The sequence below is a fragment of the Desulfoplanes sp. genome (assembly GCF_054921335.1).
Map to the genome: position 1 here is coordinate 1 of NZ_JBUDSQ010000015.1, position 15,595 is coordinate 15,595.

Annotated in this window: 13 protein-coding genes; 6 read left to right on the top strand and 7 right to left on the bottom strand. The window is 53.7% G+C overall.

Annotated features, from left to right (window positions below; translation table 11 throughout):
* Positions 1–236 precede the first annotated feature (236 nt).
* The 4 genes from ACY692_RS04980 (at position 237) to ACY692_RS04995 (ending at position 5,067) form a co-directional block, all read left to right on the top strand.
* The gene (locus ACY692_RS04980) at positions 237–1,472 is read left to right on the top strand and encodes an ATP-binding protein (RefSeq protein ID WP_462324242.1); all 1,236 of its coding nucleotides are present in this window, start codon (positions 237–239) and stop codon (positions 1,470–1,472) included.
* A gap of 347 nt (positions 1,473–1,819) precedes the next feature.
* Positions 1,820–2,971 (top strand): ATP-binding protein, encoded by a 1,152-nt coding sequence (locus ACY692_RS04985; protein ID WP_462324243.1) that lies wholly within the window; start codon positions 1,820–1,822, stop codon positions 2,969–2,971.
* Between the two features lie 72 nt (positions 2,972–3,043).
* A complete protein-coding gene (locus ACY692_RS04990) occupies positions 3,044–3,934 on the top strand; it encodes a Rossmann-like and DUF2520 domain-containing protein (protein WP_462324244.1) in 891 nt (296 codons plus the stop codon).
* A gap of 80 nt (positions 3,935–4,014) precedes the next feature.
* The gene (locus ACY692_RS04995; RefSeq protein ID WP_462324245.1) at positions 4,015–5,067 is read left to right on the top strand and encodes a histidine phosphatase family protein; all 1,053 of its coding nucleotides are present in this window, start codon (positions 4,015–4,017) and stop codon (positions 5,065–5,067) included.
* 285 nt (positions 5,068–5,352) lie between these two features.
* Here ACY692_RS04995 and ACY692_RS05000 read toward each other — a convergent pair whose 3' ends face one another.
* From ACY692_RS05000 to ACY692_RS05010, 3 genes are all read right to left on the bottom strand, one after another.
* Positions 5,353–6,075 carry a nucleoside 2-deoxyribosyltransferase gene (locus ACY692_RS05000; RefSeq protein WP_462324246.1) on the bottom strand — a complete coding sequence of 241 codons (723 nt, stop codon included), beginning with the start codon at positions 6,073–6,075 and terminating at the stop codon, positions 5,353–5,355.
* A gap of 252 nt (positions 6,076–6,327) precedes the next feature.
* On the bottom strand, positions 6,328–7,089 hold the full coding sequence (locus ACY692_RS05005) for a lysophospholipid acyltransferase family protein (RefSeq protein WP_462324247.1): 762 nt from the start codon (positions 7,087–7,089) through the stop codon (positions 6,328–6,330).
* Between the two features lie 18 nt (positions 7,090–7,107).
* Entirely contained in the window at positions 7,108–8,001 is an 894-nt protein-coding gene (locus tag ACY692_RS05010; RefSeq protein WP_462324248.1) for a CPBP family intramembrane glutamic endopeptidase, read from the bottom strand.
* A 547-nt stretch (positions 8,002–8,548) separates the two neighbouring features.
* Between ACY692_RS05010 and ACY692_RS05015 the strand changes: the two genes are divergently transcribed.
* A complete protein-coding gene (locus ACY692_RS05015) occupies positions 8,549–9,124 on the top strand; it encodes a hypothetical protein (protein WP_462324249.1) in 576 nt (191 codons plus the stop codon).
* Between the two features lie 125 nt (positions 9,125–9,249).
* Here the strand turns inward: ACY692_RS05015 and ACY692_RS05020 are convergent, their stop codons facing one another.
* Complete coding sequence (locus ACY692_RS05020) at positions 9,250–9,732, bottom strand: MarR family transcriptional regulator (protein ID WP_462324250.1); 483 nt, start codon at positions 9,730–9,732, stop codon at positions 9,250–9,252.
* 154 nt (positions 9,733–9,886) lie between these two features.
* Between ACY692_RS05020 and ACY692_RS05025 the strand changes: the two genes are divergently transcribed.
* The gene (locus ACY692_RS05025) at positions 9,887–10,702 is read left to right on the top strand and encodes a class I SAM-dependent methyltransferase (protein ID WP_462324251.1); all 816 of its coding nucleotides are present in this window, start codon (positions 9,887–9,889) and stop codon (positions 10,700–10,702) included.
* 63 nt (positions 10,703–10,765) lie between these two features.
* Here ACY692_RS05025 and ACY692_RS05030 read toward each other — a convergent pair whose 3' ends face one another.
* The 3 genes from ACY692_RS05030 to ACY692_RS05040 form a co-directional block, all read right to left on the bottom strand.
* Entirely contained in the window at positions 10,766–12,298 is a 1,533-nt protein-coding gene (locus tag ACY692_RS05030; RefSeq protein WP_462324252.1) for an MltF family protein, read from the bottom strand.
* A 139-nt stretch (positions 12,299–12,437) separates the two neighbouring features.
* On the bottom strand, positions 12,438–13,949 hold the full coding sequence (gene glpK / locus ACY692_RS05035; protein WP_462324253.1) for a glycerol kinase GlpK: 1,512 nt from the start codon (positions 13,947–13,949) through the stop codon (positions 12,438–12,440).
* A 684-nt stretch (positions 13,950–14,633) separates the two neighbouring features.
* Positions 14,634–15,569: a hypothetical protein gene (locus tag ACY692_RS05040; protein ID WP_462324254.1), complete on the bottom strand. Its 936-nt coding sequence runs from the start codon at positions 15,567–15,569 to the stop codon at positions 14,634–14,636.
* Between the last annotated feature and the right edge of the window lie 26 nt (positions 15,570–15,595).

The window sequence follows — 15,595 nt, forward strand, 5'->3', positions numbered from 1 at the left end:
ATATTCAGCGCTGATTTTCGGAAACAGGATGACTCCGGTCGTCCTTTGAGCCCCCACGTATATCCCAAAAGGCCCCCGGCAGACATGTCTGCCGGGGGCCTTTGCTGGTTCGGGGCAAAGGATTGGTTGTTTGTAACTATTCAGGTGCATTTTCCACGGATCAGAATGGTGGATGCAAGAAATTTTCAATCCCAAAAAAACTTGATAATTTACCATTTGATGGTAAATATTCATCCATGTATACGCGAAATATCACCCATGAACTTCTTGCAGCCCTTGCGGACAGCCCTGTTGTCTTTCTGAAGGGTGCGCGCCAGACGGGCAAGACAACGCTTGTGAGAATGCTGGCCAGGCAGCACTTTCCTGCTCGCTATGTAACATTGGACAATGCAACGGCGCTTGAAGCGGCCTCGTCCGACCCATCCGGTTTTCTGTCCCGGCAGCCTCGTCCCTTGATTCTGGATGAGGTTCAGCGGGTGCCGGGCCTGCTTTTGGCCATCAAGGAGATAGTCGACAGGGATAGAAAGCCGGGCCGGTACCTCCTCACCGGCTCGGCCAATCTGTTGACCATGCCTCTGGTCAATGATTCCCTTGCCGGGCGTATGGAGATTCTCACCCTGTGGCCATTGTCGCAGGACGAAAAAGCTGGTCACTGCAGCGACATTGTCAGCATGCTGTTCAGGAACGAGATGCCCCTTCAGCTGAATAACCGGACCTGTCCTTTCAATCTGTTCGAGGCTCTGGTTGTGGGCGGATATCCTTCCCTCGATGCCCTTTCTTCGCCCAGACGGAGGGAAGCATGGTTTGAATCCTATCTCACGACCATCATCGAAAGGGACATCCGCGACATGACCCGTATTCAGGAAACAGCGGCCATGCTCCAACTCATGAGGCTGCTGGCATCACGATCGGCCACATTGCTCAACCGTTCGGAAGTCTCCCGTACATCCCGAATTCCCAATGCCACATTGGATCGCTACATGACCCTTTTGAAAAAGGTTTTCCTGATTCATCAGCTTCAGGCATGGTCTCGAAATCTGGGCAAAAGGATCACAAAGACCCCAAAAATGTATATGGTCGATTCCGGGCTGGGTGCCCACCTGATCGGTGCCGATGCAGGTCGATTGGAGCGCGAACCCGAGCTGGCGGGCCTTTTGACGGAAACGTACGTGGTCAATGAACTCCTCAAACAATTGACCTGGAGCTCCACCCGTGCGCACCCCTTTCATTTCCGGACCCACTCGGGACTGGAGGTGGATCTCGTCCTTGAAAAACCTTCAGGTGAAGTTGTCGGCGTTGAGGTCAAATCTTCATCGCGGGTCACTGCGAAACAGTTCCGGGGGCTCAGGGCCCTCAAGAAAACTCTTGGCAGTACGTTCCGTGCGGGGGTGGTTTTTTATAACGGCGAAGAGACGGTACCGTTTGCCGAAGACCTGTACGCTGTGCCGATAGCGGCCCTTGCAATGCAATGAATGGACGTATTTGATCCGGGCACTCCATATGCCCATGGTTGAAACGTAACCGCTCACAGGGGGGCAACAGCGGGGGACAATCCCTGCAGGCCAGAATCCGGCGGCCTGTCCGGCCGGAATCCTCCCGGTCGGGACACATACCGTGGAGACAAGATGGATAACAAAAGGATGCTTTGGGGGACAGGCACTCCATGCTGCCTTTTTCCATTTTGGAATCAGAAGACGTGGTTCTGATTTTTGACAATTTGACTTTTCAGGTTTTGACAATTTGACTTTTTAATTTTGACACTTTGTTTTTTCTCCGTAAATATGCGTTTATGTGGATACCAAGAGAGATAGCAGACGAATTGAAAGAGGTTGTCCGGTCCTTTCCGGTCCTGGTGCTTGTGGGTCCCAGGCAGGTGGGCAAGACCTCCATTCTGGAAAGAACCTTTCCCGGCTACCGGTATGTCTCCCTTGATGTTGCCCAGAATGCCGAGTCGGCCGAGACCCGGCCCCGGGAATTTCTCGGACTGAATCCGCCGGCGGTGATCATCGATGAAATCCAGTATGCGCCCTCGTTTTTCAGGCACATCAAGACCTGGGTCGATGCGCATAAGAATCAGAACGGCTTATTCATCCTGACCGGGTCCCGGAATTTCATGCTCATGGAGGCGGTGTCCGACAGCCTGGCGGGCAGGGCCGCGGTGGTGCCCTTTTTTGGGGTGTCCGCCGGGGAGTGGGAGAAAAGTGCGGTCGCGCCGAACGTGTCCATCCGTGAGTTTATCTGGAAGGGGGCGTTTCCGGCATTGTGGGCCGGGGAGCCGATGCCCGGAAGGGAACGCTGGTATCAGGGGTATGTGGCCACGTATCTGGAACGGGACGTACGCAACATTCTGAGGATCGGAAGCCTTCGGGATTTCGAACGATTTCTGCGAGCCTGCGCTGCCAGGATCGCCCAGACCCTGAATGTATCGGAATTGGGACGGGATGTCGGCATCTCCACGACAACGGCCAGGCAGTGGTTGAGCGTGTTGCAGGCATCCAACCAGATCGTGCTCCTGGAACCCTACTACCGCTCCCTTGGTAAGCGATTGGTCAAAAGCCCCAAGCTCTATTTTACGGATACGGGACTGGCCGCCTATCTCGCCGGATTCCAGGATGCCGCAACCCTGTTTGCGTCCCCATCGGCAGGAGCCTATTGGGAAAATCACGTCCTGAACCAGTGGTTCAAATGGCGGGACTGGCACCGCCCGTCCGCTGCCCTGTGGTACTGGCGCGATCAGGCCGGCAACGAGGTCGACCTGCTGGTGGAAATGAACCGAAAACTCTATCCCGTTGAAACGAAACTCAAGGAACACCCCACCAGCAAGGATACCCGGGGAATAGACAAGATGGTCAAAATGTACGGTGCGGAGGATATCGGGGCATGCTATATCGCCTGTTCCACCCAGACCCCTTTTGATGTCAAACCCGGTGTTACGGCCGTGAATGGCCGGAACGTGTGGGAACTGGCGTAACCGCCTGCAAGGTGGTGGCGGTCGAAAGCGGTTCGCTGGTGCTGCTTTTTCCATGTAACCAGGATGCAAGGCATGCAACGACTCAATATCATCGGATGCGGGCATGTTGCCGGGCCCATTGGTCGACTTCTGAGTGAACAGGGATTGTTCGAAATGGGAGACGTGCTCTGTCGCTCCCGGGAAAGTGCGTCCCGAGGGGTGGCATTCATCCATTCCGGGCAAGCAGTTGATGCACTTGGGGCGATGCGTCGAGCCGACGTGTTCATGCTCGGGGTGGGGGATGATCATATCCGAGCGTGTGCGCGTGATCTTGCCCGATCCGGACTGGTTGCTCCCGGGAATATCGTCTTCCACTTCAGCGGATCATTGCCGTCGTCCGAGCTTGATTCGCTCAAACAGCACGGTGTGATGACCGCAAGTGTTCATCCGCTGAAGAGTTTTGCCGACCCGGAACGGTCATACCGGACCTTTGCAGGGACCTTGTGCGGGATCGAAGGCGATGCTGCTGCGGTCCATGTGCTCACCAGGGTTTTCGAGGAGATCGGCGGGAGGGTCGTTCCCATCGATGCGACGAACAAAGACATCTATCACGCGGCATCCGTCTTTGTGTGCAACTATGTAACCGCGTTGCTGGATGTTGGTCTGCGGTGCTACATGAAGGCCGGTTTGGACCGGGAAACCGCCCGTGAGATCATGGCTCCCCTGGTTCGCGATACCGTGGAGAATGTTTTGCGTATGGGCACTGTAAAAGGACTCTCCGGCCCGGTTGCCCGGGGGGATCACGGCGTGGTTGCCCGGGAAATGGATGCCCTGAACCGGTGGGAACCGGACCTTGGGGAACTGTACAGGAGACTTGGAAGCATTGCCCTGGATCTCTCCACACTTCAGGGCAATGCTCCGGAAGCGTCTTTGGAGGTATTGAGGGATACCCTGGCGAGTCGGGAAGTTGATGCCGACGTGTAGGCTCCATGCCACATGCTGGGAGTAGCGACACCACGTAACCAACGGGAGATGTGATGAAGCAATGTTCAGTGAGAGGCGTCGTGTTTGCTGTGATTGTACTGGCAGCAGTTGCTCTTGTCCCGGCTGTCCTGGCTGCGGGGACCAAGGGTTCTCTGTCGGAAGGGGAATCGGAGAGACTGATTTTTGCCGTCACTGTCATACGGCATGGTGACAGAACTCCCTTTGCTCAATTGGTGAACGATCCGCATGCATGGGATATCGGTGCGAGCCAACTTACGGCCAAGGGGATGCAGCAGCAGTTCAAGCTGGGGCAGAAACTCCGGAAAAGGTATGTGGAGGAGTGTGCATTGCTGCCTGCGACCTATGAAAACGGTTCCGTATATGCGGTGGCCAACGGGATGAACCGAACCATCCAGAGTGCGCAATGTCTGTTGTTCGGCTTGTATCCGTTGGGTTCCGGTCCCAGGCTGGCCGGTGGATCATACGCGTTGCCGTCCGGGTATCAGCCCATTCCCCTGCGTACTGTTCCGGAAGGGGCCACATTGCTCATGGAGTCCTATCCCGACTATCAGAAAATCTTGAAGCTCTATGTATTCACTGCAAACGAATGGGTGAACAAGGAAGAGGTTTACAGAAAAAAATTCGAACAATGGCAGGATATTCTTGGCAATGAGGTGGACGGGCTGGATGATGTGCTGACCATCGGGGATGTTCTCATTGTGAGAAAAGCCCATGGGGTTCCTCTGCCGCAGGGGTTGTCTCACCGGGACGAAGCAGAAATCATCGGGCTTTGCGACTGGGCACTGGCATTCCAGTTCAAAAACGAGAAGGTGGCTCAGTTGATGGGAATGGGATTGCTCGAGCAGATCCAAGAGGATCTCGAACAGGCCGCCACGGAGAAGAAAACCCCGCGATTCAAATTGTACTCGGGCCATGACACGACCATCCTGCCGTTAATGAAACTCATGGGGAAGCCGCTGAACATACCCCCGCAATATGCATCACATCTGCAGATCGAATTGTACCGCACCGGAGACAATCATCTTGTCCGCTTGCGGTACAATGGCGATGCGATCGAACTGCCTGTCATGAACAACGGAAGTTGCTCTCTCAAGCAGTTCCTCCGGTTGTAGCGGTTTGTCACTGTGACTCATCTGTCCGGAATCCAGGCGGACGATGCCTGCGGGTGCGGTACTGTTTGCATCCCCATCGGGGTGTGTTCAAAGATGATTTGTTTTCGGGTGGAAGCCGGGAAACGGTACGATGTACGGATGTGCCTGCAAAAAATATATTTTTGCAGGCAGGGTTAAGGGGTAAGGTTTAAGGTTGAAAGGTTTAAGTAAAAACAGATTGTTATAAAGTGGCCCCCAAAGGTGGGGCAGATAGATGACACCTCTAAGCTTCTCTGGGTGCTGGAGTTACTGCAAAATTTTTAAGAGTTCATTACATATTTTCATGTTGTCTGTATACTTTTCCTTGATTTTGGCTATTTTTTGCCCTGTTTGAAAGGTTTTTTTCAATTTTTCAGGATATGAATGTATATCCATAGGTTTGATAGTGTTCTTTATTTCCGTATGAATGGTTTTTGGGATATCAGCTATGGTCTGTACCTTTGTAAAATCGGCAAGCCCTGTTATCATTGGGTTGTCAATCCCAAATTCCAGGGTTCTGGGGTCATCTTTGTAAATGACAAGAGGATGTCCACAAGCCCAGGTAACACTTGCTTCAACGATTGATCCTCCATCAGGTACCCTGCCGTTCATGTTGAAAACGGTAGCATCACACTGCAGCAGATTGTATATATCAAAATTGAAGATTATTTTGTTCAGAAGTTGCTGGGCCTTTTGAGGCGGAACGCCAGTTTTGGTGAGGGAAGGAGACAGTTCTGAAAACTCAAAACCGTCTCGATGGGGCAGGTAGGTCTTGAACCCATAAGCCTCAAGTGCGTCAGCAATGTTTGACATCATTTCCCGTTCGAGATCATTGAACAACGGACCTGCACAATAAATTTTCATCAGGGAAACATCAGTATTCGGCTTGGCGAAAACGAGCTGATCTCCAAGAGCTAAACCGACCGCTATCACTCCGCTTTTAATGAGGAAATTTCTTCGATTACTCTGAATTTTCTTGGGTGCTTCCATCGTTATTTCTCCTTTAGATAGAATGATTTTCCAAGCATAGCGGGCAGGGGATGTTTCGGATTTAGTAGTTTATTCTTCATCCGACAAACGAATGTAATTGAAGATATCCCGTCACGAAGGAATGTTTAGCCTGCTGCGGAGTACTCTTGGTCAGGGAAGAGTTTGTTACATCAACAAAATGTAACAGCTTTGAGGCGATCCCTTTTCTCCGGTAATTTTCATCAGTATAGACATAGAGATTTGATTGGTTTTTTAAGATTTCCGGGAGGGGGCAAGAGCGTTATGGATTCTTTCCCAAGCGGCGTTTCTCATTTTTTCCGCTCCTTTTGTTGTAAAATCATCTGGGTCAAGGGCCGGTAAAACATTCAGGCTGACTGTCCCTCCGGGAAGAAAAAGCGATTTACCTTTGGGCATGGCCTTCCCCGTGCCTTGGATGGCGACGAGAAGCACCGGTACGTTTTTTTGGAGGGCCATCCTGAAAGCCCCTTTGTGGAAGGTACGCATTTCACCCGATGCACTGCGAGTGCCTTCCGGGAAGAACATGACCGACATTTCCTGGTCAATCCAGTCCGATGCTTCCTGGTACGCTTTGCGAATACTGGAGAGTCTGTTGCGTCGTAAACGGACATGCTTTGCAAGCGTCATGCACCATCCCAGAAAAGGGATCCTGAAGAGGGAATTTTTTGCTATATATTTGAATTGTATCCTGGTTTGAAACAGCATGGCAACATCCGCAATAGACTGGTGGTTTGCCACTATGACGTAGGGTTGGGTCTGATCAATATGATCCAGCCCATGCAGTTGCACGTTCCAGTAAGGGTTGAGGCCCAGGACTGCGTCCGACCACCAAAAACAAAGAGCGTGTTGGCATGTGCGTTTGGGGTCAGCGTACAGAGTGACTGCCGTAACCAGAAGCATAATCACAAAAAGGAGAATGGTTGAGATAGTACCCAAAATCCACATATGGATGGAAGCCAGAACCCTTTTCAGGGAGCAGAGGAATGTGCTGTTCATACGCTCTTGTCCATGTTGTCAGATTTTGAACATATAACCCCAAAATCCTAAAATATAGGCCATGGCCCCGATCAAAAAGTGGGATATACCCACCCCTGCCAGAGTCCTGCGCCGGGTGTAGAAATGCCCCCAATATATTGAGCAGATAAAGGACGCAAAGGCAACGGCTACCGACAATTGGATGTGCACCAGGCCAAACAGAGCCGACGAGGTAATAATTGCCCATAACGCAGCTTTTGGCCCACCGAGTACGGATTCAACGGCTGTCTGGATGACGCCTCGGGCCAGGAATTCCTGCAAAAAGGCTACTGGCAGATAGATCAAAAGGAGCAGGTCGAAATGGGCGAAAATAACCAGCTCATTGTTGAGCCCGGGCACTTTAAGCCTGATACACAGAGCTTTGAGCGCTATGAGGCCTGCGCATACAGCCAGGGTACTCGGGAGGATGGAGCGGATGGATTCTGCCGCTCCCTTCCTGGTTATTCCAAAGAATGAAAAGGAAAAACCGCTTTTGCGGATGATCAGAATGCATACCCCTAAAAAGATAGCCTCTACAATCCGGGCCGAATCCTGGACATGGAAGTTGAGGTCTCTGGCCAGAAATATCATAAAGACATACAACGATACACCCAGGAACAGATTGACAAAGATGGTTGAAAAGAGCTGATTTTTTTGCTTTGCCAGGGTCAGTTTTTTGTTTTTGGATCTGAGATCATTGATCTTTTCTTCAAGCGCCATCTCTCTCGCTTCCAGTTTTAAGGCCATCAGATCCAGGGATTCAATGAATTTTTCCTTTTCCGGGTCAAGATCCTGACCGTCGGTCAAACTGCTGAACTCCCTGCCCCTGAGAAAGTCCCCTCTGGTGATAGCGCAGACAATTGATTGAAGACGCGTGAACAGGTCATTGTTCATGAGCAGTCCTTGTTGGTGGGATATGTTGCATCCTTGGCTTTACCGTCTCGTTTATTTGGTAGTTTTGCTCTCTGCTGCCGCCGTTCAGAATTGAAGCCCGTGTCCTTTTTGGTATGGATCAACCGTTTCAAATTTCGGGCATCCGCAATAGAGCAATATTTCTCTGGAAGAAGGGAACCGTCCGCAATTAAAAAATTTCCAGAACAGACTCCCGTAACACAGGCATTTTTTATCGGTTGTGTCCAGAAAGCAGCAAGGGGTTACAAAGGTGCAGCAGCGATTGCAGTCTCCGCAGGAATCCGCAGGCCATCTCCAGTTTTTTGAAACCTGAAACCGGTTCGGGTCGGGACGATCCATCGGCGGGGAGGTCAGCGGCAGCACGTCTCTGATCAGGGATTGTTTGTGCCAAATGAGTTCGTAGATATATTTCAAAGAATACAAGTAGTATTGGTGATAGAATTTGAGATATCTCCAAAAACGTAGATCATTGAAGAAAAAATACGAGGTATACGGCGCTATGATATAGAGAAATACGCCAAAGGAAAGGATGTTCGTGACAACGATTGCGTACGAAAAAATTCTAAATGAGGCCCATACAAGTTGTTTTTTCTTCATTTTTTGTTTGGATAACAAAAAGTTAGGTAATTTTAATGAGTTAAATGCCTCTGTGGCGGAGGTGGCCTTTGATGTGATCTATTGGAGGGAGCGCAACGCTGAAGTGGTTTTTGTCATTGCTCAGGATTCCAGAGTGTGTGGTGGAGGTCAAGTCGGGTGTGCGGGTGATGCATCCCTGTTCCACCCGCAGGGAGAATTCCATGGTGTCGCCGCAGTCGTCGGTTTTTCTTCCCCTGCCGTTCGGGTCGGGTATGGGGATTCTGGGTCTCTGGTCCCAGCTTTTCGGCAGGGGGTGGATATGGGCGTGCGGATGATCCGTGGCATTGTGGTCATTGGTGGTTCAACAAGCTGTCCTCCGGGCGGCTCCGGTGAGGGAGTAGATGAAGGAACCCAGCTTGGTGGTGTTCTTGCTGTTGCCCTCAAATGTCAGATGCAGGACCGGCGGGGTCTGGTCGTTGGTGAACGCCCTGTGCAGGATGTAGTTGTATGGGTGAGATTGCGGGTATGAATATTTAGCAGCTAAACTATTGGGCAGAAAAAAGAAGAAAAACCCTGTGCCGATTGGTTCCCCTATCGGGCAGGCAGTTCTGCTCTTTAGAGTACAGGGGCCTGTCCCAGCGGAAGTGCGGGGATCTATAGCTGCTTCCCGAACACTCCGGTCATCCGCTCGTCGGCCACGGTTTCGACCACGGAAAGGATCGTGGCAGCGGTTGCTATCTGGGTGTCGGAGAACTCCTCGAGACGTTCAACAAGGTTCCGCTGATGACGTTCGTGGAATTCTTTGTGCACCGCGTAGGCATCTTTACCCGCCGGGGTGAGGAAGACCAGGATTTCCTTGTTGTTGTCCGTTGCGGCACGCTTGAGTGCGAATCCCTTTTTCTCCAGCTTGCCCACCATCTGGGAGACCGCGCTCTTGGTGATGCCCATGCACTTGCCCAGGGTTATGACGTTGGCGCCCTCGTTGTCCCCGATGGTCTGGATGAAACGTATCTCTCCCGGGCTCAAACGAATGTCATCACCCATGGGAACGGGGATGCTTTCGATGCGGATGTGTTTGTTGATGATCCGGGCCAGCCTGCCGGTCATGTGACGTATGGTTTCTTCCTTGGCATTCATAAAATAATTTGGTAAAGGTGCTAAACGAAAATGTCAAGAGGGGGGGTGCCGCAATCGCCCCTACAGGAATATGAACGCGGTCGTGTCGGGTTGACGGATCGACGGGTGGTCCGGCCGGCATTTTTCGGGCCGGGACACATACAAAGGAGAGAACATGGACAACACAACATTGCGTGATATCTGGAACAGCCGTGCCGAAGCGCATGCGGCCCGGAAGGGGTGTAAAACCGAGGATATTATGTCCCGGCTGTACGACGAGAGCTGGTGGGGGTATATTGAGCCGCTTCTTGCCGATATCTCCGGGGGCAGGGTTCTTGAAGCGGGATGCGGCACCGGACGCTGGGCCGAGCGGCTGGCTCCCCTGGGGTTTTCCGTCGCGTTGTCGGATATTTCCCCGAACATGCTTGTGAAGGCCAGGGAATATGCCGAGGAACACGGGTTTGCGGACAATCTGCGTTTTGAGGAGCTCGATGTCTGCGATCTGCACGCCTTTGAAGATGCGAGTTTCGACATGGTCCTTTCCACGGGCGAACCCATTACCCTGTGCCGTGATCCGAAAAAGGCCGTCAGGGAATATTGCCGGGTGGTTCGGCCCGGCGGGCATGTGCTGTGCGATGCGGGCAACAGGTACCGCAGGGCCTTTGAGCTGTTCGGACAGGGGCGGGGGAAAGAGATCGAGGAGGTGCTGGCAACGGGCGAGTGCCGGGGGCATGGCGGGCTGTCCATGCATCTGCTCGGACCCGGGGAATTGCAAAACCGGTTCGAGGAGGAGGGTATGGAGGTGCTGACCGTTGCGGGCATCACCCCCATGTTCGGGTTTCCCCCGGATGGTGCCTCAAAGGCGGCCCTGGAAGATGAAAAAACTTTGCAGGCCATGCAGGTCATTGCCCGGGACTATGCCGAGCGGCCGGAGATCGTCGCTCAGAGCAGCCGGATTCTGGCTGTGGCGCGCAAGCCCCTTTTTATGTGAGTCTGGTGGACGTTTACCACAACGGGCGGACACGCAGGTCCGCCCGTTGTGATTTTTGGGGGATTATTCTTTTTGCGTGGAGAGTTCCTTTTCCTCGTCCTCCATGGCCTCATGGGACGCATGTTCTTCGTGGAGAATGGTGGTATACAGGATGTAGTACTTGTTGATGTTGCTCACGTACTGCACGGTTTCTCGGCCGATGGTTTTGAGGGCTCCCAGTTCCACATTGCGGAACCAGCGGTTCGGGTCGAGCCCCATGCGTGTTGTCTCCTTGCGGGCCTTGCGGATATTGGCAGGGCCGGCATTGTAGGCGGCCAGGGCGAAACGGATCTGATCCCGGGGGCGGATGGATGGGGAATCGAAATATTTGGTGCGCAGAAAGTGGAGGTATTTGACCCCGGCATGGACGTTGTTATCAAGATTGCGGACGTTTGTGATGCCGATGTTCTTGTCCGCAGCCGTGGAAGGGCGGATCTGCATGAGCCCTACCGCCCCGGCATGGCTGGTCTTGTCGTTGTCGAGTCCTGATTCCTGGAAGGCCATGGACAGGATGAGCAGCCAGTCGAACCCGTATTTGTCCGCGTATTTCCGGATAACCTTTTTATATTTTTTGAGCTTGTCCCAGTCGGTCAGTTCCTTGGGATTTTTGAGTCCCTCCGAGGGGGCATAATAGCGCTCAAAATAGATATTCCCGAACAGGGTACCCTGTTTGTGGGACTTGAGAAAGTCGTTCAGACTGGCCAGGAGTTCGGGATTGTTCTTGCGGACCATCCAGGCGATCCTGCCCCCCGTTCGAACGGCCAGGTTCTCGTTGACCACGATATCTGGAAGCGCCCCGGACCAGGCCCGGGCGATATGTTCGTCGGCCACGGTCATGGGGATGGCCCCGGTATTGACCATCTCAAGGATGCTCTCTGTTTCGATATGTTCGTCGAGCTTTTCAATGCGGACCGGATCGATATCCCTGTTCTCCAAGCGTTTATTGAGCCGGACCAGACTCTCCCTGTAGCTGCTGCTTTCCCGCACATAGACCTTGTGCCCGGCCAGATCCTCCAGTGTTGTAGGGACGGATCCGTCTTTATGGGTCACGATGACCTCCCGGACATTTGTCAGATAAGGAGTAGTGAAATCGACCTTTTTTTTCCGTTCCTGCGTAATGGTCAGCCCGGCCGCGGCTATATCCCCATATCCCTGTACCAGCTTGGGCATAAGTTCGTTACGGTCCACGGGAATATATTCAAGGACAATCCGCAGTCCCTTATTGCCTTTTTTGCCGTTTATAAATTTTTGGTATCCGTTGAGCAGAGAGTATTCAAAACCGACCAAGTGGCCTTCGTCGATGAAGAAATTGGTCCGGTTCACGGTTGTCAGCACCCGAATATACCGTTTTTCCAGTAGCCCTGGAAGGTCCTCGGTGTATTTTTTGTCCAGATGTTCGGCCAGAGGATGGAGCTGGGATGACGGCTGCACGTTTTGCTGTTCCCCGTCAGGCCGCTCATGTTTCACAACCATGTATACGCCAAGGACAAGGGTGGAAAGCACGGACAGGCCGATTGCCAGTTGGGTGATCTTGGATGAAAGAAGTTTTGGGAGCATAGCGGTAGGAGAAATGGGTTGATGGTTGGAAGGATAGGTCTGTTTTGGCCCAGGCGTTCCGGAGTCCCCTGGCTTTTATCGTGATGCCCACCTTGGTAGGGTAGCCGGTGGGCATCCTCAGTGATTGCTTGAGGGGACGCTACTCCTCCCAATCCAGGGTCCGGGAGACGGCCTTGTTCCATCCATGGTACCCTTTTTCCCGCACTCCTTCGGGCATGTCGGGATACCAGGTGATGTCTTCCTCCCAATTGTTATACAGATCTTCCCTGCCTGACCAGTAGCCGCTGGCGATGCCTGCCGCATAGGCGGCGCCCAGACAGGTGGTCTCTGCCACCTTGGGGCGGACCACGGGCACGTCCAAAATATTGGCCTGGAATTGCATGAGCAGATTGTTGTAGACCATGCCCCCGTCGGCCTTGAGTTTGGTCAGTTCCACCCCTGAGTCCTTGTTCATGGCCTCGACAATGTCTCTGGTCTGGTAGGCCGTGGCCTCCAATGCGGCCCGGGCGATGTGGTGTTTGTTGATGTACCGGGTCAGCCCGACCATGACTCCTCGGGCATCGGGACGCCAATAGGGGGCGAAAAGTCCGGAGAACGCAGGCACAATGTACATGCCTCCGGTATCTTCAACCTGCCGGGCCAACTCTTCCACTTCCGGGGCGGAATCGAACATCTGCATATTGTCCCTGAGCCACTGGACCAGTGCCCCGGCAATGGCAATGGAACCTTCCAGGCAATACGAGGGTTTGCGGCCGCTGAACTGGTAGGCCAGGGTGGTGATCAGTCCGTGTTTGGAGGCCATGGGTTCGTGTCCGGTATGCATGAGCAGGAAGCAGCCGGTGCCGTAGGTGTTTTTGGCCTCGCCCGGGGCGAAACAGGTCTGGCCGACCAGGGCGGCCTGCTGGTCGCCTACGGCTCCGCAGACGGGGATGCGTGCCCCAAAGGGACCTGCTTGGCTGGTGGGGCCCCAGGTGGCCTCGTCGGACGAGGGCACGATGCGCGGGAGTCCCTGTCGAGGAATGTCCAGGATGGACAGGATCTCGTCGTCCCAGGCCAGGGTGTGCAGGTCCATGAGCATGGTCCGGCTGGCATTGGTCACGTCGGTGATATGGGCGCCACCCTTGGGACCGCCGGTGAGCCACCAGATGACCCAGGTTTCGATTGTCCCGAACATGGCGTCCCCCCGCAGGGCGGCCTGTTTGGCCGCGGGCACGTTGTCCAGAATCCATTTAATCTTGGGGCCTGAGAAATAGGTGGCAACGGGCAGGCCGGTTTGTTCCCTGAATCGGTCCTGGCCCCCGTCGGCCATGAGCTTTTTGCAGATTTCGTGCGTACGGGTGCACTGCCAGACAATGGCATTGTAGAACGGTTTACCCGTGTTCCGATCCCAGACGACGGTGGTTTCCCGCTGGTTGGTGATGCCTACGGCATGGAGCTGACTCCCCTTGATCCCGGACTTGGCCAGGGCCCCGGCAATGACCTCTTTGGTATTGGTCCATATCTCCATGGGGTCGTGCTCTACCCATCCGGGATGGGGATAGATCTGCTCGTGTTCCTTCTGATCCATGCCCACGATGCGTCCGTGGTTGTCGAAGATGATGAACCGGCTGCTCGTGGTTCCCTGATCGATCGCGCCAATGTAGGTTGCCATGGTCTCTCCTTGTGATTGCTCCCGTGTGGATCCGAGGAATCGGAAGGCCCGAAACGGTGGGCTGACGAATGTTTGACGTATGAAAACGCGGGGAATGGAATCCGTGCTCGATGCCCTACGTATCAGAAATATGGAATATGGTAGATTTTGCAAAGATTCAAGTGGCCTGCCCGGCTTTTTTGGATCCTGCAGGGGGAGGGAGGCTGTATGAAGAGCGTGGAGATGATGGGGGAGAAGAATTCTTGTAACTACGTAGGTACATTTTCCAAACATCAGAATTGGAAATGTTAGAAAATTTAGAGATTTTAAAGAGTTAAGAGATTTCGAGATCGTAGGCGGTTCGCATGCAGGTCCCTCGATGCTTAACTTTCTGGAATCCCCAGGTTTCTGGAAGTCAAGGACCGGTGAGCAAATTTAACGATATATTTTATTCGGTTGTTCCTCCCCACTTCTGGCCTGGATAGTTGCGTTTCCAATAGACATCCTTGCGATGGACGATTGTTATGAAGGAATGGCCCCGGTTAATACCAAAGGAGGTTACCTTGGTGCACCAGCCCGACCGGCTGTGGAGGAGGGAACGGATACGGGATTATACCATTTCCACTTTGTTCTGAGTCCATGGCATGTCAGGGTAGAAGCGGATTCCAGCCGCTTTTCTTCGGTTAGAACGTAGTAAAAATGGTATTACACAAAGGGCAGGGAGAGCGGCTGTTCCAGGGGATCGCGTCGGACTTGGTCAACAATGCCTTGACGGATGGTGTGCCGCACTCGTTTCCATTGGTCCTGCCTGCCAGGGCGGATCTGGTTGTGGACCCGGTCGAGTTCCTGGGGCCAGAAGGCGTCCGGGGATATCGGGGTTCTGACGCCGCCGGTGAAGGCGAAGCTCAGGCGGGTGAGGTCTGTTTTTGACATGCCCAGGTCCCGCGCAAGGGAGGGGAACGCGGTTTTGCCAACGGTTGTATGGTGGTCGTAGACCCACCAGGGCCAGTCCGAGGGCTCCTGCGTGTTGGTCGGTTGGGCAGGGGGCGGTGGTCCTGCGTACGATGTCAGGGCCAGGAACCCGCCGATCAGGGCCATGGTCCGGTCGCCGTCCATGCCGCCTTTGATGGCAAAGCGGTCCATGCATCCTTTGGCAGCTTCTGCGGCATCGGGACTTTCGAGATGTTCGGCCTTGTCCAGAACGGCTGCGGCAACGGCCCCGTCCCCATGTTCGTGGCGATAGGTGAGCATACGCACCAGGGAATTCCAGCGGCGTTTGTATGGGTCCTGTTTTGGTCCTCCATATTGACCATGGGCGTGCAGATCCAGAAGGACGAGCAGTACGTATGTGGAGTGGTCCTTGGCCGACAAGCAGAGGCGTTGTAGAAAATCGTGCACCTCGGTTCTAAACGATGCCGGGGTCCCCGATTCCTTGATTGTGGCCAGGAGCGTCCGTGCCGTGCCCGCATGCTGCCAGATCTCCTCGATGGCCAGGATGGACAGACGCCACAGAAGCCAGCTCCGGTCCATGTCCCACAAAATGGTAAAGGCGGCCCGGAACATCCCCTGGTCGGATCTCCGGATCGCCTTCTGAATGGCCGAACGTGCGGCCCATTGCTTGCGGTTGGCGGATTTTTTCACGTAGTCGCGGTGATTCTTTGTTGGGT